This window comes from Sinorhizobium sp. 6-70 (genome assembly GCF_030124375.1).
Lineage (GTDB): Bacteria > Pseudomonadota > Alphaproteobacteria > Rhizobiales > Rhizobiaceae > Sinorhizobium.
In genome coordinates, this window is record NZ_JASKLS010000014.1 from 21,940 (window position 1) to 41,790 (window position 19,851).

At 62.4% G+C, this 19,851-nt stretch carries 20 protein-coding genes; 13 read left to right on the forward strand and 7 right to left on the reverse strand.

Translation table 11 applies throughout. The features are described 5' to 3' along the window. The first annotated feature begins 12 nt into the window (after positions 1-12). The 7 genes from QN222_RS23345 (at position 13) to deoA (ending at position 8,644) form a co-directional block, all read left to right on the forward strand. Positions 13-2,268, forward strand: coding sequence for a heavy metal translocating P-type ATPase (locus QN222_RS23345; protein ID WP_283960970.1), 2,256 nt, complete (start codon positions 13-15; stop codon positions 2,266-2,268). 221 nt (positions 2,269-2,489) lie between these two features. Continuing rightward, positions 2,490-4,025 (forward strand): ABC transporter ATP-binding protein, encoded by a 1,536-nt coding sequence (locus QN222_RS23350; RefSeq protein ID WP_283960971.1) that lies wholly within the window; start codon positions 2,490-2,492, stop codon positions 4,023-4,025. After that, positions 4,022-5,155: an ABC transporter permease gene (locus tag QN222_RS23355; protein ID WP_283960972.1), complete on the forward strand. Its 1,134-nt coding sequence runs from the start codon at positions 4,022-4,024 to the stop codon at positions 5,153-5,155. Before QN222_RS23350 ends, QN222_RS23355 begins: the two co-directional genes overlap by 4 nt. Before the next feature lie 4 nt (positions 5,156-5,159). Beyond that, positions 5,160-6,131 carry an ABC transporter permease gene (locus tag QN222_RS23360; protein WP_284005609.1) on the forward strand — a complete coding sequence of 324 codons (972 nt, stop codon included), beginning with the start codon at positions 5,160-5,162 and terminating at the stop codon, positions 6,129-6,131. Between the two features lies 1 nt (position 6,132). Then, on the forward strand, positions 6,133-6,525 hold the full coding sequence (locus tag QN222_RS23365) for a cytidine deaminase (protein WP_180939687.1): 393 nt from the start codon (positions 6,133-6,135) through the stop codon (positions 6,523-6,525). After that, a complete protein-coding gene (locus QN222_RS23370; RefSeq protein WP_283960974.1) occupies positions 6,522-7,319 on the forward strand; it encodes a purine-nucleoside phosphorylase in 798 nt (265 codons plus the stop codon). Before QN222_RS23365 ends, QN222_RS23370 begins: the two co-directional genes overlap by 4 nt. Positions 7,320-7,327: 8 nt before the next feature. After that, complete coding sequence (gene deoA / locus QN222_RS23375; RefSeq protein ID WP_283961041.1) at positions 7,328-8,644, forward strand: thymidine phosphorylase; 1,317 nt, start codon at positions 7,328-7,330, stop codon at positions 8,642-8,644. Here deoA and QN222_RS23380 read toward each other — a convergent pair. The 7 genes from QN222_RS23380 to QN222_RS23410 all read right to left on the reverse strand — a co-directional run bounded on the left by QN222_RS23380 (position 8,637) and on the right by QN222_RS23410 (position 14,226). Then, positions 8,637-9,161, reverse strand: coding sequence for a TIGR02281 family clan AA aspartic protease (locus QN222_RS23380; RefSeq protein WP_283960975.1), 525 nt, complete (start codon positions 9,159-9,161; stop codon positions 8,637-8,639). The two genes, deoA and QN222_RS23380, sit on opposite strands and share 8 nt — an antisense overlap. 157 nt (positions 9,162-9,318) lie before the next feature. Then, the gene (gene upp, locus QN222_RS23385; protein WP_283960976.1) at positions 9,319-9,948 is read right to left on the reverse strand and encodes a uracil phosphoribosyltransferase; all 630 of its coding nucleotides are present in this window, start codon (positions 9,946-9,948) and stop codon (positions 9,319-9,321) included. A gap of 209 nt (positions 9,949-10,157) precedes the next feature. Next, a complete protein-coding gene (locus tag QN222_RS23390; RefSeq protein WP_283960977.1) occupies positions 10,158-11,132 on the reverse strand; it encodes an adenosine deaminase in 975 nt (324 codons plus the stop codon). Continuing rightward, a complete protein-coding gene (locus tag QN222_RS23395) occupies positions 11,129-12,349 on the reverse strand; it encodes a phosphopentomutase (RefSeq protein ID WP_283960978.1) in 1,221 nt (406 codons plus the stop codon). The genes QN222_RS23390 and QN222_RS23395 overlap by 4 nt, the downstream gene beginning before the upstream one ends. 135 nt (positions 12,350-12,484) lie before the next feature. Further along, complete coding sequence (locus QN222_RS23400) at positions 12,485-13,078, reverse strand: pilus assembly protein (RefSeq protein WP_283960979.1); 594 nt, start codon at positions 13,076-13,078, stop codon at positions 12,485-12,487. Between the two features lie 7 nt (positions 13,079-13,085). Continuing rightward, a complete protein-coding gene (locus tag QN222_RS23405; protein WP_283960980.1) occupies positions 13,086-13,697 on the reverse strand; it encodes a pilus assembly protein in 612 nt (203 codons plus the stop codon). Positions 13,698-13,803: 106 nt separating this feature from the next. Next, the gene (locus QN222_RS23410; protein ID WP_283960981.1) at positions 13,804-14,226 is read right to left on the reverse strand and encodes a pilus assembly protein N-terminal domain-containing protein; all 423 of its coding nucleotides are present in this window, start codon (positions 14,224-14,226) and stop codon (positions 13,804-13,806) included. Positions 14,227-14,477: 251 nt separating this feature from the next. Between QN222_RS23410 and QN222_RS23415 the strand changes: the two genes are divergently transcribed. The 6 genes from QN222_RS23415 (at position 14,478) to QN222_RS23440 (ending at position 19,827) form a co-directional block, all read left to right on the forward strand. Further along, positions 14,478-14,660: a Flp family type IVb pilin gene (locus QN222_RS23415; RefSeq protein WP_283960982.1), complete on the forward strand. Its 183-nt coding sequence runs from the start codon at positions 14,478-14,480 to the stop codon at positions 14,658-14,660. Between the two features lie 93 nt (positions 14,661-14,753). Then, positions 14,754-15,266 carry a prepilin peptidase gene (locus QN222_RS23420; protein ID WP_283960983.1) on the forward strand — a complete coding sequence of 171 codons (513 nt, stop codon included), beginning with the start codon at positions 14,754-14,756 and terminating at the stop codon, positions 15,264-15,266. 134 nt (positions 15,267-15,400) lie between these two features. Further along, positions 15,401-16,210 (forward strand): Flp pilus assembly protein CpaB, encoded by an 810-nt coding sequence (gene cpaB / locus QN222_RS23425; RefSeq protein ID WP_283960984.1) that lies wholly within the window; start codon positions 15,401-15,403, stop codon positions 16,208-16,210. Between the two features lie 7 nt (positions 16,211-16,217). After that, positions 16,218-17,777 (forward strand): type II and III secretion system protein family protein, encoded by a 1,560-nt coding sequence (locus tag QN222_RS23430; protein ID WP_283960985.1) that lies wholly within the window; start codon positions 16,218-16,220, stop codon positions 17,775-17,777. A 56-nt stretch (positions 17,778-17,833) separates the two neighbouring features. Next, positions 17,834-18,523, forward strand: a complete 690-nt coding sequence (locus tag QN222_RS23435) for a CpaD family pilus assembly protein (protein ID WP_283960986.1) — start codon at positions 17,834-17,836, stop codon at positions 18,521-18,523. A gap of 17 nt (positions 18,524-18,540) precedes the next feature. Beyond that, positions 18,541-19,827 carry a CpaE family protein gene (locus QN222_RS23440; RefSeq protein WP_283960987.1) on the forward strand — a complete coding sequence of 429 codons (1,287 nt, stop codon included), beginning with the start codon at positions 18,541-18,543 and terminating at the stop codon, positions 19,825-19,827. Positions 19,828-19,851: the final 24 nt, after the last annotated feature.

Consider the following 19,851-nt stretch of genomic DNA (forward strand, 5'->3'; position numbering starts at 1 on the left):
AAGGAGCAAGGAATGGCGGGCAACGTTCGGGAAAGCAGATATCGCGTCGACGGCATGGATTGTGCGTCCTGCGCCGCGAAGATCGATACCGCCGTTCGGCGCGTGGATGGTGTGGAAGACGTTAGCGTCTCGGTGAGCGCAGGCACGATGACCGTTCGTCATGCGGATGGGCATGAAATCGGCCCGGCGATCGTGCGCAAGGTTGGCGGCCTCGGCTACCGCCTCCTGCCGCTGGCCGGCACGACGGCCGGAGCGTCCGGCGCTGGCGACCAAGGCTGCTGCGATCATGCGCATGGCCACGACCACCATCCGTCGACGGGCGAACGGCCTCATCTGCATTCCGGCAAGGCGCGACCTGAGCCCACCGACGGCCATGGCCATGAACATGAATCTGCCGCCGCTGGCCCCTGGTGGAGAACCACCAAGGGACGGCTTGTCGTCGCGTGCGGCCTCGCGCTCGCGGTCGCCTATGGTGCCGGCAAGTTTCTGCCCGCGACCGGGCCTTGGATTTTCACGCTCGCCATGCTTGTCGGCCTTGTGCCGATCGCAAGGCGCGCGCTGATGGCAGCACTTGCCGGCACGCCCTTCTCGATCGAGACGCTGATGACCGTTGCGGCCGCCGGGGCAGTTTTCATCGGCGCCACGGAGGAAGCGGCGATGGTCGTTTTCCTCTTCCTGATCGGCGAGCTTCTGGAGGGCGTTGCGGCAAGCAAGGCGCGGGCGAGCATCCAGTCGCTGACGGCGCTTGTGCCGAAGTCGGCGCTTGTCGAGATGGACGGCAAAACAAGCGAAGTTCCGGCCGAGAGCCTGCCGGTCGGGGCGACGATCCTGGTGCGGCCAGGCGACAGAATCCCCGCCGACGGCGCGATCGTTTCCGGCGAAAGCATGGTCGACGAAGCGCCGGTGACCGGGGAAAGCACGCCCGTTCGCAAGGAAGCTGGCGGCAGTGTATTCGCGGGGACGGTCAATGGCGACGGTGCGCTGCGGGTGCGCGTCACCGCCGCTTCTGCCGACAACACCATTGCACGCGTCATCCGTCTGGTCGAGGAAGCGCAGGAGATGAAGGCGCCGACGGAGCGTTTCATCGACCGCTTCTCCCGCTACTACACGCCGGCCGTCGTCATCGTCGCAGCCTTGGTCGCGTCGATGCCGCCGCTCCTCTGGGGTGCGGAGTGGGGCGAATGGATCTACAAGGGGCTCGCGATCCTGCTGATTGGTTGCCCCTGCGCGCTGGTGATCTCCACACCGGCGGCGATCGCCGCGAGCCTCTCGGCGGGCGCGCGACGCGGCCTGTTGATGAAGGGCGGCGCCGTTCTCGAAAACATCGGCCGGATCACCGCTGCCGCCTTCGACAAGACCGGTACGCTTACCGAAGGCAAGCCGAAGGTTACCGATATCGTCGGCTTCGATGCGGGAAAAGCCGATGTCCTTCGATATGCGGCCGCGCTCGAACAGGGTTCCAGCCATCCGCTTGCGCTGGCGATCCGCACCCGCGCCGATGCGGACAGGCTGCAGCTTCCCCCGGTCGCACGCGCCAAGGCGCTCGGCGGCAAAGGTATCGAGGGTTCAGTCGACGGCGTCGAGCTTTTCCTCGGCTCGCCGCAGGCAGCCGACGCGCGTGTGCCACTTTCCGCGGCTCAGAAGCAGCGGATCGCGACCCTCCACGATGAGGGAAAAACCGTTTCCGTGCTGGTCGCCGATGGCCGGGCAGCGGGGGCGCTGGCGATGCGCGACGAGCCGCGCGCCGATGCAGCAAAGGGCGTGAAAGCGCTGAGCGACGCCGGCATCCGCGTGGTGATGCTGACGGGCGACAACCGCCGCACGGCGGAGGCGATCGGGCGCCCCTTCGGGATAGAGATCCATGCCGGCCTGCTGCCGGAGGACAAACAGAACATCGTTCGCCAGCTGAAAGCCGAGGGATTTCAGGTTGCCAAGATCGGCGACGGTATCAATGACGCGCCGGCGCTGGCGGCAGCCGATGTCGGCATTGCCATGGGCGGTGGAACGGATGTTGCCCTTGAAACCGCAGACGCCGCCTCATTGCATGCGCGTGTTTCCGACATCGCCGCCATGGTCAGGCTTTCGCGGGCGACGATGCGCAATATTTACCAGAACATCGGCATGGCGCTGGGCCTCAAAGCCGTCTTCCTCGTCACAACCATCGCCGGCATCACCGGTCTCTGGCCGGCGATCCTGGCGGATACCGGCGCGACCGTTCTGGTGACCATGAACGCCTTGCGGCTGTTGCGGCCGCCGGCCGCGACCTGAAGAATCGGTCCATCGCCGCTTTGCGGCGACAATTGCCTGATACGCCTGTGTATATTCACGCTGGACTCTCACCAGCGATCCGGTGAGAGTATAAGGAGATCACGATTGAGGGCTTTCGCGCCCGAAAATCGATGATAAACTTATACCAAATGGTAAAAAAATTGCCGGCACGGTTTGGGAAGAAACCGAAGCAGGGCAAGATTGGGGATCGCAGGGCCAATATGGATAATATTGCCATCGAATTGCGTGGGATCGACAAGAGTTTCGGCCCCGTCCACGCCAATAAGAATATCAATCTCAAGGTTCGCAAAGGCACGATCCACGGCATTATCGGAGAGAACGGCGCCGGCAAGTCGACCTTGATGTCGATCCTCTATGGCTTCTATCAGGCCGATAGCGGCGAGATCGTCGTGGATGGGCGGCCGATCACGATTCGCGACCCGAATGCCGCGATCTCGGCCGGCATCGGCATGGTGCACCAGCATTTCATGCTGGTCGAGAACTTCACCGTGCTCGAAAACGTCATGCTTGGTGCCGAAGACAGCCAGATCCTCAACAAGGGCATCGCCAAGGCGCGGCAAGAGCTGAAGCGGCTGGAGAAGGAATATGCGCTCGAGGTCAATCCGGATGCGCTGATCGAGGAACTTCCGGTTGGTCTCCAACAGCGCGTGGAGATCCTGAAGGCGCTCTACCGCAAGGCCGATATCCTGATCCTTGACGAGCCGACCGGCGTGTTGACGCCGGCCGAGGCCGATCATCTCTTCCGCATCCTCGGGCAGCTCAAGGCCCAGGGAAAGACGATCATCCTGATCACGCACAAGCTCCGCGAGATCATGGCGATCACCGACGAGGTCTCGGTGATGCGTCGCGGCGAAATGGTCGCAACCCGTACGACAGGTGAGACATCGGTCGAAGAACTCGCGGAACTCATGGTGGGCCGTCGCGTGCTGCTGCGCGTCGAGAAGGGCGAGGGCACGCCCGGCGACGTGAAGCTTTCGGTTCAGGGCCTGACGGTCAAGGACAGCCGCGGCGTCACCATGGTCGACGACGTCTCCCTCGAGGTGCGGGCCGGCGAGATCGTCGGCATTGCCGGTGTTGCCGGCAATGGCCAGTCGGAACTGCTCGAAGCCATCGCCGGCATCCGCAAGGGGACCTCCGGAACCGTGCTGCTCAACGGCCAGTCCGTCGATGTGACGGGCCATAGGGATCCTGCCGCGCTCAGGGCGCGAGGGTTGGCGCATGTGCCGGAGGATCGCCATCATGTGGGACTCGTCTTGAAGTTCGAGGAGAGCGAGAACGCCATCCTCGGCTACCACAACGACCCGCGCTACCTGAACGGCGTCTTCCTGAATATCGACGCGATCCGCAAGGATGCCGAGGAGAAGATCGCCAAATATGACATCCGTCCGCCGAACGCGCGGCTGAAGACCGCCAATTTTTCCGGCGGCAATCAGCAGAAGATCGTGCTTGCGCGCGAAATGGAGCGCGGGCCGGACGTGCTGATCATCGGCCAGCCGACCCGCGGCGTCGACGTCGGCGCCATCGAATTCATCCACAAGCGGATCATCGAGATGCGCGACCAGGGCAAGGCCGTCCTGCTCGTCTCCGTCGAACTCGATGAGATCCGCGCGCTTTCCGACCGCATTCTCGTGATGTTTGCCGGGCGTGTCGTCGGCGAGCGCAGCCCCGATGCGACCGAGGGCGAACTCGGCCTCCTGATGGCCGGCGTCGAAGGCCGCAAGGAGGCTGCAGAATGAGCACCCCCTATGCAAAGCTTCCGGGCTGGGTCGAGTACGGTCTGGTCCCGCTGGTCAATCTTGCCGTCGCCTTCATCGTCGCCGGACTGGTCGTGCTGCTTGTCGGTGAAAACCCGTTCGAGGCCGCCTACCACCTGATCAACGGCGCCTTCGGTCGCGGCGAATATATCGGCTTCACGCTCTACTATGCGACGACCTTCATCTTTACCGGTCTTGCGGTCGCCGTGGCGTTCCATTGCGGGCTATTTAATATCGGCGGCGAAGGGCAGGCCTATGTCGGTGGCATCGGCGTGGCGCTCGCCTGCCTCTGGCTGGATCAGACCATGCCCTGGTACGTGGTCTTCCCGATCGCGATCATCGGTTCTGCCTTCTTCGGCGCGCTCTGGGCGTTCCTCCCCGGCTGGCTGCAGGCAAAGCGCGGCAGCCATATCGTCATCACCACCATCATGTTCAATTTCATCGCCTCAAGCCTGATGGTCTACCTGTTGACGCGCGTGCTGAAGCCGCTCGGATCGATGGCGCCGCAGACGCGTACCTTCGCCGAGGGCGGGCAACTGCCGAAACTCGACTGGCTGCTGTCGATCTTCGGACTGAACATCGGTACGGCGCCGTTCAACATTTCGTTCCTGCTGGCGCTGGCCGCAGCTTTTGCCGTCTGGGTGCTGATCTGGCGCACGAAGCTCGGCTACGAGATGCGGACCATGGGCCACAGCCCGTCCGCGGCGCGTTATGCCGGCATCCGTGAAAGCCGCATCACCGTCATCGCCATGATGATCTCGGGCGGGCTTGCCGGCATGATGGCGCTGAACCCGATCATGGGTGAACAGTTCCGCATGCAGCTCGACTTCGTCCAGGGCGCAGGCTTCGTCGGTATCGCCGTCGCGCTGATGGGCCGCTCCCATCCGGGCGGCATCATTCCGGCCGCCATCCTCTTCGGCGTGCTCTATCAGGGCGGAGCAGAAATCGCCTTCGAAATGCCGTCGATCTCACGCGACATGATCGTCATCATCCAGGGCCTCGTCATCCTCTTTGCCGGTGCGCTCGAAAACATGTTCCGCCCCGCGATTACACGTGCCTTCGCGACGCGGGGCCAGCGCGCGGCCGCTGTCGTGCAGACCAAGGGAGCCTGAAGTCATGGATTTCTTCCACGTCCTCGTCGTGCTCCTCGAATCGACGATCCGGGTCTCCGTGCCGCTGGTCTTTGCGGCGCTCGCCGGGCTCTTCACCGAGCGGGCCGGCGTGTTCGATATCGGTCTCGAAGGCAAGATGCTTGGTGCAGCCTTCGCAGCCGGCGCCGCTGCCGCCGTGACCCAATCGGTCTGGGTCGGCCTCATCGCCGCGATCCTCATCTCGGTGCTCCTGTCGCTCGTCCACGGCTACGCCTCGATCACCCAGCGCGGCAACCAGATCGTCTCGGGGGTCGCGATCAACTTCATCGTCGCCGGTTCTACCGTCATCCTCGGCGAGGCCTGGTTCCGCCAGGGCGGCCGCACGCCCGCGCTTGCCGAAGGCGCAAGGTTCCAGATCGTCAACTTCCCCGGGGCGGACGCGATCCGCGAGGTGCCGATCCTCGGGCCGATCTATGCGGACCTGCTTTCCGGACATTTCCTGCTCACTTACCTTGCCTTCGCCATGGTGCCGATAAGCTGGTGGATCCTCTATCGCACCCGGTTCGGCCTCCGGCTGCGCGCTGTCGGCGAGAATCCGGGAGCGGTCGATACGGCCGGCATATCGGTGATCTGGCTGCGCTACCGCGCGGTCATCTGCTGCGGCATTCTCTGCGGTTTCGCCGGCGCCTACCTGTCGCTGGCGATGACCGCCGGTTTCGTCAAGGGGATGACGGCGGGCAAGGGCTATATCGCGCTCGCCGCCCTCATCTTCGCCAAGTGGCGGCCCAAGAACGTCATGTTCGCCTGCCTGCTCTTCGGTTTCCTCGATGCTCTTGCCATTCGTTTGCAGGGCACGCCGCTGCCGCTCGTCGGCCAGGTTCCGGTGCAGTTGATGCAGGCGCTGCCTTACATTCTGACGGTCATTCTGCTTGCCGGCTTTATCGGCAAGGCAATACCGCCCAAGGCGGGCGGCGTACCTTACGTAAAGGAGCGCTAAGATGGAGAATGATCTGTTCGTTGCGGCGCGTGAAGCCATGTCAAAGGCGCATGCGCCCTATTCCAAGTTTCCGGTGGGTGCTGCCATCCGCGCGGAGGACGGCAAGATCTACACCGGTGCGAATATCGAAAACCTTTCGTTCCCGGAGGGCTGGTGCGCGGAGACGACGGCGATCAGCCATATGGTCATGGCCGGTCAGCGCAAGATCATGGAGGTTGCCGTCGTCGCCGAGAAGCTTGCCCTCTGTCCGCCCTGCGGCGGTTGCCGGCAGCGGTTGGCGGAATTCTCCGGCGCAAGCACGCGTATCTATCTCTGCGACGAGACGGGTGTGAAGAAAACGCTGGCACTCTCGGATCTCCTTCCGCACAGTTTTGAAACAGAGATCCTCGGATGAACGACGCGGCGGAATTCCTGAAGACGAAGCTCGGCGGGTTTGCGCCGCGTTACGGGATTGTGCTTGGCTCCGGGCTCGGCTCGCTGGTCGAGGCCGTGGAGGAACCGGTCCGCGTCTCCTATGCAGAGATCCCCGGCTTTCCGTTGAGCAGCGTCTCCGGCCATTCCGGCGAGTTGGTGGCGGGCAAACTTGGCGGTGTTCTCGTCGCGATGCTCTCCGGCCGGTCGCATTATTATGAGCGCGGCGACGCCAATGCGATGCGCGTGCCGATCGAGGCGCTGAAGCGGCTCGGCGTCGAAAATCTCATCCTGACCAACTCGGCAGGGTCGCTGCGGGAGGATATGCCGCCGGGCTCGGTGATGCGCATCGCCGATCATATCGGCTTTTCCGGTTTCAACCCGCTGATCGGCGTCGACAGCGATGATCGCTTCGTCGGCATGACGAACGCCTATGACGCGGAGCTTGCCGGACGGATGCAAAAGGCGGCGACCCGGCTTGGCATTCCGCTCCAGAGCGGTGTCTACATGTGGTTCTCCGGTCCGAGTTTCGAGACGCCGGCCGAAATCAGGATGGCACGCATTCTCGGGGCGGACGCCGTGGGCATGTCCACCGTTCCCGAAGTCATCCTGGCGCGCTTTTTCGGATTGCGGGTTGCCGCTGCGTCCGTCATCACCAATTTCGGCGCGGGCATGACCGGCGCGGAACTCAGCCACCACGAGACGAAGGATATGGCGCCGGTCGGCGGCAAGCGGCTGGCCGCGATCCTCAAAGAGATGATTGCGAGCGAAGCCTGAAAGACGGCCTGACCATGCTCCCACAGGAAGTGATCCGACAGAAAAGGAACGGCGACCGGCTTGAAGCGGCCGAGATCGCCGGCTTCGTCAAAGGCATTGCCGATGGCTCCATCTCGGAGGGCCAGGTTGCCGCCTTTGCCATGGCCGTGTGGTTTTCCGGCATGAGCGGGGACGAATGCGTGGCCCTGACGCTCGCCATGCGCGATTCCGGCGACACACTCGACTGGAGTGCTCTCGGCCGGCCGATCGTCGACAAGCATTCGACCGGCGGTGTCGGCGACAACGTCTCGCTGATGTTGGCACCGATCGTTGCCGCCTGCGGTGCCGCAGTGCCGATGATATCCGGTAGAGGCCTCGGTCACACCGGCGGTACGCTGGACAAGCTCGAATCGATTCCGGGTTACAACATCCAGCCCTCCGCGGCGCTGTTTCGAAAGGTGGTCGACGAGGTCGGTTGCGCGATCATCGGCCAGACGACGAATCTCGCGCCGGCGGACAAGCGCCTCTATGCCATCCGCGACGTGACGGCGACGGTCGATTCGGTGCCGCTGATCACTGCCTCCATCCTCTCGAAGAAGCTTGCCGCGGGGCTCCAGTCGCTCGTGCTCGACGTGAAATTCGGCAACGGCTCGTTCCTGACCGATCCGGACGAGACAGAGATCCTCGCGCGCTCTCTCGTCGATGTCGCGAACGGTGCCGGCGTACGCACATCCGCGTTGATCACCGACATGAACGAGCCGCTCGCGGATGCGGCCGGAAATGCGCTCGAAGTCGACAACTGCGTTGCTTATCTGCGCGGTGAGAAGAAAGGCGCGCGCCTTGATGCCGTCGTCATGGCGTTTGCGGCCGAAATGCTCGTCGCCGCCGGTCTGGCGCCGGATCCGGACGAGGGGACAGCGATGGCGCGCCACGCGCTTGCAAGCGGTGCCGCAATCGAGCGTTTCGGCCGCATGGTCCATCTGCTCGGAGGGCCGGCGGACTTTGTCGATCGGCCGCAGGCCCATCTGAAAAAGGCGCCGGTTATGGTGGCCGTGGAGGCAAGCCGGGACGGCTATCTTGCGGCCTGCGAGACGCGGGAACTGGGCATGGCCGTCATTGCGCTCGGCGGCGGACGGTCTCGTCCGGACGACAGGATCGATCACAGCGTCGGGCTTGCGGGTCTGCGTCCGCTCGGGACGAAGGTGGGGAAAGGCGAGCCGATCGCATTCATTCATGCGGCTGATCGGGAGACGGCCGAAGATATACGCAACCGGGTTGCGGCGCTCTACACAATGGCGGAGCAAAGGCCGGATCCGCGCCCGATCATTGTCGCCCGCATCACCTGATGAGATGCAGCGCTCCATTCTCGACGCGATAGGACGATAGCCGGCTCAGGAAACTCATGCCGACGAGCATACCGGAAAGCGCCTTGTCGGGAAGGACCATGGCATCGACATTCTTGAGGGTGATGCTGTCGATCTCGACGCGATCCAGGCGGACATAGGCGGCCTCGACAATGCCATTGGCAGTCTGCGCCCGCGCAACGAAAGCGAGGCTGCCGACGGAAATGCCGAAGCGGCGAGCGGCCGAAGTGTTGATGGCAATCGTGCTGGCCCCGGTGTCGACAAGCCCCCTTTCGGCGCGCCCGTTGATGCGAAACGTGCCGAAGAAATGGCCGGTGGGATCGGCTTCAAGAACAATGCTTTTGCCGCTCGCATATTTGGCGGCGGTAACGGGTGCGGCGCGCTGGGCGTCTTGGGCCGTCGCTTGGTCTCGTCGATCGAGATATGTGGACGTGAGGTCAGGAACGACCAATGCAACAAGGGCGAGGCCGCCGGCAAGGGCAAGCAGACGCGTAATCATTCCTCGGGTCTCCGGCGGTTGATTGTGCGGTCGGTGTCACAAGCGACTGCACGCGCTCCGCCCATCTGAGCAGACGATGGCTAACGGGACGCAAAAAAGCCGCCGGGAAAACCGGCGGCCGCACGCATGTCTTATGGTGTGGTTAAAAAACGGAAAACTATTTCGTGCCGTACATGCGGTCGCCCGCATCGCCCAAGCCGGGCATGATATAGCCCTTTTCATTGAGGTGGCTGTCGATCGCGGCCGTGAAGATCGCCACGTCCGGATGGGCAGACTGAAAGTTGCGGATACCTTCCGGCGCCGCGAGCAGGCAGAGGAAGCGGATGTTCTTCGCGCCGCGCTCCTTCAGCTTGTCGATTGCCGCGATCGAGGAGTTGCCGGTGGCGAGCATCGGGTCGACGACGATGACGAGGCGCTCCGCCAGGCTTTCCGGCGCCTTGAAATAATATTCGACCGGCTGCAGCGTCTCGTGGTCGCGATAGACCCCGATATGCGAGACGCGCGCCGAAGGCACGAGTTCGAGCATGCCTTCGAGCAGGCCGTTGCCGGCGCGCAGGATCGAGGCGAAGACAAGCTTTTTGCCTTCGAGAATGGGTGCGTCGATCTCCATCAGCGGCGTCTCGATGCGCTCCATGGTGAGTTCGAGGTCGCGCGTTACCTCGTAGCAGAGCAGCGTCGAGATTTCCCTGAGCAGCCGGCGAAAGCCTGCCGTCGACGTTTCCTTCTTGCGCATGATGGTCAGCTTGTGTTGCACAAGCGGATGATCGATCACTGTTACGCCGTCCATGGCTCACCTTCCGCAAAAAATTAGAATATCCGCCCTCTTTTCCATGGAATGAGGGAAGGCCGCAAGGGTGCTGGCGTACTTGCTTGCGGATTGGCCCCTCAAGCCGGCACCTTCTCCCCCGCAGGCGGGGAGAGGGCCGGGATCAGGGGCGATCGCCAGACTTGGCCCCTCGTCCCTTGCGCGTCTGGCGGGGCGCGCAGCGCTGTCGTCTATGCGTGCAAGGAAGCCAACAGCCTTTGCCTCGTCGCCTCGTCGACGAAGGCGGCCTCGATCGCCGTTCTCGTCATTCCGTTTATCTCGCTGTCCTCGAAGCCCATGACCGTCGCTGCGATGTCGTATTCCTGCGCCAGCGAGGTGTGGAAGAACGGCGGATCGTCGGAGTTGAGCGTGACACGCACACCGGCCGCGTACAGCCTCTTGAGAGGATGCGATGCAAAGTCCGGGAAGACCTTGAGCGAAATGTTGGAGCCGGGGCAGACTTCAAGAACGACGCCTTCGTCCGCCAGCCGCTTCACAAGGTCTGCGTCCTCGATTGCCCGCACGCCGTGGCTGATCCGAGCTGGCCGCACGTGATCCAATGCGTCGCGCACGCTGAAAGCGCCGGAAAGTTCGCCCGCGTGAATCGTCAGCCCGAGGTCCGCGTTGCGGACGATATCGAAGGCGCGCGCAAACTCGGCGACGCTGTGCATTCTTTCCTCGCCCGCCAGGTTGAAGCCGGTGACGAGAGGATGCCGCAGCCTGGCCGCATATTCCGCAGTCCTGATCACCGCTTCCGGCCCCAGGTGGCGAATGCCGGTGATCAACATGCGCGATTCGATGCCGGTCCTTGCCTTCGCCGCGTCCATGCCGGCGGCAAGGCCTTCGATGTAGGCGTCGGCACCTAGGCCGACCGTGTTGCCATGGTCCGGCGAAACGATGATCTCGCTGTAGATCGTGCCCGCTTCGGCGAGTTCGGTCAGATAGGCCTCGGCGAGAAGCGCGTAGTCGCCTTCAGTCCGAAACAGCGACGCGACGGCATCGTAGCACCTGACGAAACTGGTGAAATCGTCCCAGACATAGGCCTTGTCGCGGATGATCGTGCTGGTGTCGATCCCGTATTTCCTGGCTTGCCTCAGGGCGAGTTCCGGCGGAGTCGCGCCCTCGATGTGGCAATGCAGTTCGGCTTTCTTCAGATGAAGGGTCAAATGAGGCTTCTCCCGTGCGGGCCTGGTGCGATGCCAAGATGCCTGGCGACGGTCTCGCCGATATGCGCGAACGTGTTTGCCACGCCGAAGGAGCGGCTGCGCAACGAAGGACCGAACATCAACACCGGCACGCGTTCGCGGGTGTGGTCGGTTCCCCGCCAGGTCGGGTCGCAGCCATGATCGGCGGTCAGGATGACGATGTCGCCGGGTTTGAGGCGGCGGTCGAGATCCGGCAGGCGCGCATCGAAGGCTTCGAGCGCCGCCGCATAGCCCGGCACGTCGCGGCGATGACCGTAGAGCATGTCGAAATCGACGAAGTTGGTAAAGACGAGATCGCCGTCTTCGGCCTCCTCGATCGCCGCGAGGCTGGCGTCGAAAAGCGCCATGTTGCCATTGGCCTTGGTCAGCTTCGTCACGCCCTGATGCGCGAAGATATCGCCGATCTTGCCGACCGCATGCACCTTGCGTCCGGCCTCTTTCAGCCGGTCGAGAACCGTCGGCTCCGGCGGCAGCACGGAATAGTCGCGGCGATTGCCGGTGCGCGTGAAATTGTTCGCATTGTCGCCGACGAACGGGCGGGCGATGACGCGACCGATATTGTAATCGTCGACGAGGCGGCGGACCACCTGGCATAGCTCCAGCAACCGATCGAGCCCGAAGCTCTGCTCATGCGCGGCGATCTGGAAGACGGAATCCGACGAGGTATAGCAGATCGGCTTTCCGCTCCGCCTATGCTCCTCGCCGAACCGGGCGATGATTTCGGTGCCGGAGGCATGGCAGTTGCCGAGGATGCCGGGGACATCACCCTCGCGGCAGATCGCCTCGACGAGCTCGGCGGGAAAGGCGTCTCCTTCCGCGGGGAAATAGCCCCAGTCGAACATCACCGGCGTGCCGGCGATTTCCCAATGGCCGGATGGCGTGTCCTTGCCGCGCGAGGTTTCGCTGGCGGCACCATAGACACCGTAGACCCGCTCCGGCAGCGACATGCCGGCGGGCAGGCGCCCGGTTGCGAGCTTCGCTGCGTGCATCAGCCCGAGCGCGGACATATTCGGCAGTTGCAGCGGCCCCTCGCGCAGGCCCGCGCGATCACCAGCGCCGGCGGCGCAGAACTCGGCGATATGCCCGAGCGTGTCAGCTCCAAGGTCGCCGAAGGCCTCGGCATCCGGCGCGCCGCCGATGCCGAAGGAATCGAGTACGAAAAGGAATGCACGCGCCATGAGACACCCGGTTATCCGGAGCGCGTCATGAAGAACCGCGATCCGGTGCTGCTTGCTCGCGCGGGAGTGACCCGCGCAATCCGGGAGGAATAGCGCGGCGGAGCGCGCATTGCAATTGACGGCGTCAGGGGGTGGTCAGCAGTCCGTGCATTTGATCGTGTCGCCGAAGCGTTGCCGATAATAGGACGTCTTCGTAAGCGGGATGGTTCCCCCGGCGTCCGACCCGAAAAGCGTGAGCTGGTGATTGACGACCAGTTCTGTGCGGACGACGAATGCATTCACGGCGTCCAGATCTGCAGGAACGGTCGTGACCGAATTGACTGCGTAAGGCACCGTTGCGCTCTCGCTTTCATCTGACCAGCCGCGAGACCAGACGACCTTGCCTTGCGTCGTGCCGGTGACCTCGATGCCGGTAATTTTCAAGTCATAATTGGAACTGTCGTAGGGCACGAGGATATTCTTCGCAACGTTCTTCATGTCGTCCAAGAAAGCCTTGTCGACGCCTTGTGCTTGGGAGGAGACGATGTCGCTCACCGCGCTCGACGCGCGGGCAGTCTTGCGTGCAACCGTGAAGCCCAACGAAAGCTCGAATGCCCCGATATAGGCGGCAATAAGGAGTGGCGTGACGATGGCGAATTCCACGGCGCCGACACCGCGCCGGTCGATTATCAGGCGGCGGAGCGGGTTCAGAGCGCGTTGAGCAAGTGAGAATTCAGGAAAGCGTCCCATGACGGCCTCAATAGTCTTCGTTGAGGAACGTTGCTGTTGCGACCATCAGATAATCGCGCGGCATGCTGTCGCCGGCGGGCCGCAACTTGGTAACGAGCGGGCGGACGAGGTCGGTCATTACTTCCCAGCGGTAGTAAGCACGCACCATGGTGAAGTCGCGAGGGCCTCCGGGGGCAAACTCAAAGCCGCTGGTGTCGAGATCGGAGCCTGTTCTTGGCACCGCATCCGGAAAATTGCTCAGGTCGGGGATGTTACGGACATCCAAGTGGAGCTTTGCCGGCTGCGCCGCCTCCGTCGCCGAGCACGTCATCATGATGGCAATCTCATCGCAGAAGGCCTGGCGGAATTGCGCCTTGGTCATATCGGTCGGTTTGCCCTGGTTGAACGTGATTTCGCCGGTGCGAATTTTTCGCGCCAGGGTGTCCGTCGCGTTGGCAAGCAGTTGCTCGCCGGCAAAGGCGACGAAGGTTTCGATCGACGCGAAGACAATCACGGAGAAGGGGAGAAACAGAAGCGCGAACTCAATCGCCGTCGCGCCCCTCCTGTCACCAAGAAGGCGGCGAAGCAGGCTGCGCGGCGCGGAGCGCCGCAAAGATGATGTATTTCGCTCAGTCGTCATTGCGCCGTTCCGTCATGCAACGTCCGATCGGCGAAAATTAAAGCGGGATTGTTGAAATTTCGTTTGCGACGATCGGAAGAATTTTAGCGATCTTGAATTCTTGCGGTCAGTTTGTGCTTGCAGCTGATCCTTGACGCTCGGCGTGCCGCTCGCAGTTTGGCGTGCAGGAAAGGACCGTCCGCGAAGTCTGCTTGTAGACACGCACGGTATTGCCTTCGTCGATCGATACCAGGATGCGTTCGTCGACAATGGCGTTCCCGTCCTGGTCGAGTATCACGAGATTGGTCGTGCCGAAGTTGCGCCCCGTCAGCACGATCGTCTTCGAGTCTGCAACCGTCGCGTCAGCGACTTCCGAATTGCCGATGATCACCTTGCTCACCGGTCGGTCGAGCTTCAGCACGCGCGCGTGATCCATGTATACGCGCATCATCTGTTCCTGAGCGTGCGTGGCGACCGGCGCGAACACGGCGACGAGCGCAGCGCCGAATGCGAGCGTGGCGATCCACTTGTGCGGGAAGAGCGTGTCCATGGTGCTTCCTGATGAGATGTCTGGCACATCTTCACCTCTTTTGGTGAATGAACCGTTACGTAGATGCGCGGCAATTTACAGGGTCTCTTTCTTGAGCATTTACCCAAGAAAGCAGGATCGCCGCTTAACTTCACGGTAACCGGTTTCCTTAAGCCGATGGCAATTCGCTCCCTGTAGCGTCCTGTCATCCGATCAACGGCAAACAGTTGGCGGAGTGCTGAACAACAAACACGTGAAGTAGGAGAATCACCATGAAGACGATTTTCGCACGCCTGCTGAAGGACGAGTCCGGTGCAACGGCAATCGAATACGGCCTGATCGCAGCGCTGATTTCCGTCGCCCTGATCACAGGTGCTGGAGCGCTGGGTAGCGCCCTGGATAGCCAGTTCCAGGACCTCAGCACCTATCTCGATGTTGACCCCAAGGCCCCGTAACTACACATCCCCTGCATGGGCCGCCTTCGACGAAGGCGGCCCCACCTTTTTTGCGCGCCCTTGTGTTTTTGCCGACGAACGCCGAGAACTCGAATGATTGACGCAGCTATCTTCGTGGTCTTTCCATTGTGCCTGGCGTTCGCCGCGTTTTCCGATTTGATTACGATGACCATACCCAATCGCGCCTCGGCGATCCTGCTGGGCGCCTTTGTTGTGGTCGCGCCGCTAGCTGGGCTCGGTTTTGGCCAGATTGCGCTGCACGCGGCTGCGGCTGGAGCGGTCTTCGCCGTCTGCTTCTGTCTTTTTGCGCTCAACATCATGGGCGGAGGCGACACCAAGCTGTTGACGGCGAGCGCCATCTGGTTCGGCCTCACCACCTCGCTTGCAACGTTCCTTGTTTACGTTTCCATTTTTGGCGGTGTGTTGACGCTCGCTGTTCTGTTCCTGCGCAAGCAAGAGAACACCATCCTCGCCGCCGGCATCCCGGTGCCGCGCCTGCTTTTGACCGCCAAGAAGATCCCGTACGGCATAGCTATTGCGCTTGGTGGTTTTGCCGCTTACCCCTCGTCACCGCTGATGCAGGCCGTGTTCGCGCGGCTTTCATAAGAGCTCGTCTGCCGCTCGCGATATTGATTCGCGCAAGCATTCGTTAACCACGTCCGTATCCAGCTCGTTAACCATAATTACACCAATTCCTGATCAATCTGGCCGAGGGCATTTCTTGGGGCTTGGGGACGATCATGAAACCGGTGCGCATCATCATTCTGGCAGTGGCCGTGGTTTCGGCCGCCGCGGCCGGGCTGCTCGCCACGAAGCTCACCCGCGGTCCGGCGCCGCGAACAGCCGAACCGGTTATCGAGCAGGCGCCGACGGTCAACGTGCTGGTCGCCAGCAAGAGCCTGCCAGTCGGTTCGCGGCTCGGAGCCGATTCGATCCATTGGATGGCCTGGCCGAAAGACGGCATCGTCGAAGGACTGATTACCGAGGAAAATCGGCCGGGCGCGGTCGACGACCTCTCGGGCGCCGTCGTGCGCCTGCCGATCTTCACCGGCGAGCCGGTCCGCCAGGAAAAAATCGCCGACTCTTCGAGCCGCATCATGTCGTCGCTGTTGCCAGCCGGAAAGCGGGCCGTTGCAACGGAAATTACCGTCGCCACGGGGGCGGGCGGCTTCATCCTGCCGAACGACCGCGTCGACGTCATCATGGTGCGCAAGTCCGACGGCGACGTCTACCTGACCGAAACCGTGTTGAGTAACGTCCGGGTGTTGGCGATCGATCAGCAGGTCGAAGAGAAGGACGACGGTTCGAAATCGGTCGTCGGTACGACCGCGACGCTCGAGCTGACGCCCGATCAATCCAAGGTCATGACGGTAGCGCAGCAGATGGCCGAGCGCATTTCGTTGGCGCTTCGCAGTGTCGCCGATGCGCAGGAGGCCGATACAAACGCTGCCGACTATCTCCTGAGCGGTGACGGTCAACCGAGCATTCAAGTCATCAAGTCGGGCTCCATCGTCAAGAACGATGCTGCCGCAGTCCAGAACGAGAAATGACGATCGGATGGGGCGCAAGGTGAAGCGGAACGGAAACATATTTCGAACGTCGGTCGCAGCTGGCCTGTCGTTCTGCCTGGCCTTTTCGGGCATGGCACTGCCGGTGACGCCCGCGGCTGAGGCGGCCGCATCGTCGGTCGTCAGAATCGCGGAGAGTGGCCCGGGCGCAAAGAAAACGATCAATCTCGGTCTCAACAAGGCCGTCGTCGTCGATCTCCCGGCGGATGCCCACGACATTCTGGTCGCCGATCCATCACTTGCCGATGCGGTCACCCGCACCTCCCGGCGCATCTATTTGTTCGGCAAGGCCGTCGGCCAGACGAATATTTTCGTCTTCGGGCCGAATGGCGAGGAAATCGTCAGTCTTGAGGTTGCAGTCGAGCGCGATGTAGCAGGTCTCGAAGCGAACCTGAGGCGCTTCATTCCCGATGCGGATATCAATGTCGAAATCATCTCCGACAACGTCGTCCTGACCGGCACCGTCCGCACTCCGCTAGACTCCACCAAGGCAGTTGATCTTGCGCGTGCCTTCCTGAAAGGCGGCGAGGCAACGACACGCAACATCACCGCGCAGGGCAATAACGGCGACGCGGATATTTTCGCTGAAGACCGCCAGAGCTCGCAGATCGTCAATCTGCTGACAATCGAGGGGGACGACCAAGTGACGCTGAAGGTCACGGTTGCCGAGGTCAGCAGGCAAGTGTTGAAGCAGCTCGGCTTCAACGGCAGCGTCGGGGACGGCGAAAGCGGCATTGGCTTCCGCAACCCTGCCAATCTCGGCGATGCGATTGGCGTGGGGGCGAATGCGCTCATCAAGAGATCGATCGGCCCCACGACTATTGCGAGCTACATCAACGCAATGGAACAGGCGGGCGTCATGCGAACGCTGGCCGAACCAAGTCTGACGGCGATTTCCGGCCAGGAGGCCAAGTTCTATGTCGGTGGCGAATTCAGGCTTGCCGGAGTGCAGGGTGTCGAAGAGGAAGAGGACGAGGTTACCGGAGAGACTAAACCGGTGGTCAAGCGAGAAGTGAACGACGTCGAATACGGCATTCGACTGAACTTCAAGCCCGTCGTTCTCGGTCCCGGCCGCATAAGTCTGGCGATCGAAACGGACGTGTCCGAGCCGACCTATGAGGGTTCGGTCGTTACCGGTAATGGTACGACCAGTATTCCAGGGCAAACATTTCTGGGCATCCGCCGGCGCGAGGCTTCGACCAGCGTCGAACTTCCGTCGGGCGGCTCGATCGTCATCGCCGGTCTGGTGCAGGACAATATCCGTCAGGCGATGTCGGGCCTGCCGGGCGCGGCGAAGATTCCGATCCTCGGCACCCTGTTCCGCAGCAAGGACTTCGTACGCAACGAAACGGAACTCGTGATCATCGCGACACCCTATCTGGTGCGTCCAGTCGCTCGCGCAGCGCTTTCGCGTCCCGACGACAACTTCAACCCGGCCAACGACCTCGAAAGCTTCTTCCTTGGTCGCGTCAACCGGATCTATGGACGTCCCGAGGCGCCGGCACCTGTCGGTCGCTACCACGGCAATGTCGGCTTCATCTACAAATAGGTCGGGTCATGGAAAACCGCAGCACAGCGCAGAACAGTCCTGAAAGGCAGACCCGGATGTCCCTCGACAGAAGCCGTCTTCCCGCACGCCGCATTCTTGCCCTGGCAATCGTTGCCGGTCTGCTTGCAGGTTGCGGAAGCAAAGACAAGCTGGCGACCGGCGCGATCCCGGACGACTATCGCACACGGCATCCGATCGTCCTTGCCGAGGCGGAGCGGACGATCGATATTCCGGTCGCCTCTGGAGACACGCGGCTCTCCCAGGGCACACGCGAGGTCATCCGCGGATTTGCAGCGGAATACCGCAACGCCTCCACCGGCGTCATCCAGATCATGCTGCCGCGCGGATCGGTCAACAGCCATGCCGCCCACCTCGTCCGCAAGGACATACGCCGCCAGTTGGCGTCGGTTGGTGTGCCGGCGAAGAGGGTGATCGAAACCGGCTACGAAGCCGGTGCAACCGGCGACGCGGCGCCCATTCGCTTGAGCTATGTCGCGATTGCCGCGCAGACCGCACCCTGCGGCGAGTGGCCGGAGGATCTAACGCTCAATACCCTCCAAAACCGCAACTACTACAACTTCGGTTGCGCCACCCAGTCCAATCTCGCCGCCCAGATCTCCAATCCGACGGATCTCATCGGCCCGCGCCAGATGTCGCCGATCGATGCCCAGCAGCGTGGCGAAGTGATCAACTCCTGGCGCGGCACGGACACGGACACCGGCGGCACGACAATCATCTTCAATTGATGACCCGGGGAACAGCGATGAGCGCCATTGAATACAGCATCGACAGCGGCGGAGCAGCGGACTTTCCCGCCGACGCAGCGCGCCCGGGCGACCTCGACCAGTTGAGACCGCTGCCGCGCATTTCGATCCATGCGTTCTGCGAGAGCGACACCGTGCAGCGGCTTATGGAGCGCTGCGGTCAGGATCGTCGCATGGCGAAGGTCAGTCTTCGGATCACCGGCGGCAGCATCGCCGCCGCCGCCAACATGTTCGCCAGCGTATCGACCCCTAACCTGATCATCCTGGAAACCGGCACCGAACCGCGCTCGCTGCTCGCCGAACTCGCGCCCCTGGCGGAAGTCTGCGACCCGAGCACCAAGGTGATCATCATCGGCCGCCACAACGACATAGCGCTCTACCGCGATCTGATCCGCCACGGCATTTCGGAATACATGGTTGCCCCGGTGTCGATGGCAGATGTCCTGACAGCTGTTTCGGCGATCTTCGTCGATCCCGAGGCGGAGCCCTTGGGTCGCAGCCTTGCGTTCATCGGCGCGAAGGGCGGCTGCGGCTCATCGATCATCGCGCACAATTGCGCCTGGGGCATTTCCAATCTGTTTTCGACAGAGACCATTCTCGCGGATCTCGACCTGCCTTATGGAACGGCGAATATCGATTTCGACCAGGACCCGCCGCAGGGTATTTCGGAAGCGGTCTTTGCGCCCGATAGGCTCGACGAGGTCTTTCTCGACCGTCTTCTGACGAAATGTTCCGAGCATTTGTCGTTGCTCGCCGCACCTTCGATGCTCGATCGCGCTTACGACTTCGAGGCGGGCGCCTTCCATCCGATCCTCGAAATTCTGCAACGCAGCGCGCCCGTCTCGGTCCTTGACGTGCCGCATGTCTGGTCCGATTGGACACGCTCGGTTCTGTCCGAGGCCGACGAAGTGGTCGTCACGGCCGTTCCGGATCTCGCCAGCCTCAGAAACACCAAGAACCTCTTCGACGCGCTGAAGAAAATTCGTCCGAACGACAAGGCGCCGCATCTCGTCTTGAACCAGGTGGGTATGCCGAAGCGGCCGGAAATCGCGCCGAACGAATTCTGCGAGTCGCTCGAGCTCGAAGCCGCCGCCATTATTCCCTTCGATGCGGTTCTCTTCGGCAACGCTTCCAACAGTGGACGCATGATCGCGGAAATCGACAAGAAGTCTCCGGTTGCCGAGACCTTCTCGCAGGTGGCGCATCTGCTGACTGGACGCGCGACGATCAAGAAGGCGCGCAAGGGGGGACTCGGCAAGGTGCTTGCCCGGCTCCGCGGGCGGTAGGCAATGAAGCAACCGGATTGAAGT

Excerpts from the sequence above, each read along its gene's own strand:
- QN222_RS23380 (WP_283960975.1), bottom strand. The coding sequence starts at position 9,161 with ATGATTACGCGTCTGCTTGCCCTTGCCGGCGGCCTCGCCCTTGTTGCA.
- cpaB (WP_283960984.1), top strand. The coding sequence starts at position 15,401 with ATGAAACCGGTGCGCATCATCATTCTGGCAGTGGCCGTGGTTTCGGCC.
- QN222_RS23440 (WP_283960987.1), top strand. The coding sequence starts at position 18,541 with ATGAGCGCCATTGAATACAGCATCGACAGCGGCGGAGCAGCGGACTTT.
- QN222_RS23350 (WP_283960971.1), top strand. The coding sequence starts at position 2,490 with ATGGATAATATTGCCATCGAATTGCGTGGGATCGACAAGAGTTTCGGC.
- QN222_RS23370 (WP_283960974.1), top strand. The coding sequence starts at position 6,522 with ATGAACGACGCGGCGGAATTCCTGAAGACGAAGCTCGGCGGGTTTGCG.
- QN222_RS23355 (WP_283960972.1), top strand. The coding sequence starts at position 4,022 with ATGAGCACCCCCTATGCAAAGCTTCCGGGCTGGGTCGAGTACGGTCTG.
- QN222_RS23365 (WP_180939687.1), top strand. The coding sequence starts at position 6,133 with ATGGAGAATGATCTGTTCGTTGCGGCGCGTGAAGCCATGTCAAAGGCG.
- QN222_RS23395 (WP_283960978.1), bottom strand. The coding sequence starts at position 12,349 with ATGGCGCGTGCATTCCTTTTCGTACTCGATTCCTTCGGCATCGGCGGC.
- QN222_RS23405 (WP_283960980.1), bottom strand. The coding sequence starts at position 13,697 with ATGACGACTGAGCGAAATACATCATCTTTGCGGCGCTCCGCGCCGCGC.
- QN222_RS23360 (WP_284005609.1), top strand. The coding sequence starts at position 5,160 with ATGGATTTCTTCCACGTCCTCGTCGTGCTCCTCGAATCGACGATCCGG.
- QN222_RS23415 (WP_283960982.1), top strand. The coding sequence starts at position 14,478 with ATGAAGACGATTTTCGCACGCCTGCTGAAGGACGAGTCCGGTGCAACG.
- QN222_RS23435 (WP_283960986.1), top strand. The coding sequence starts at position 17,834 with ATGTCCCTCGACAGAAGCCGTCTTCCCGCACGCCGCATTCTTGCCCTG.
- QN222_RS23410 (WP_283960981.1), bottom strand. The coding sequence starts at position 14,226 with ATGGACACGCTCTTCCCGCACAAGTGGATCGCCACGCTCGCATTCGGC.
- QN222_RS23400 (WP_283960979.1), bottom strand. The coding sequence starts at position 13,078 with ATGGGACGCTTTCCTGAATTCTCACTTGCTCAACGCGCTCTGAACCCG.
- QN222_RS23430 (WP_283960985.1), top strand. The coding sequence starts at position 16,218 with ATGGGGCGCAAGGTGAAGCGGAACGGAAACATATTTCGAACGTCGGTC.
- upp (WP_283960976.1), bottom strand. The coding sequence starts at position 9,948 with ATGGACGGCGTAACAGTGATCGATCATCCGCTTGTGCAACACAAGCTG.
- QN222_RS23420 (WP_283960983.1), top strand. The coding sequence starts at position 14,754 with ATGATTGACGCAGCTATCTTCGTGGTCTTTCCATTGTGCCTGGCGTTC.
- QN222_RS23345 (WP_283960970.1), top strand. The coding sequence starts at position 13 with ATGGCGGGCAACGTTCGGGAAAGCAGATATCGCGTCGACGGCATGGAT.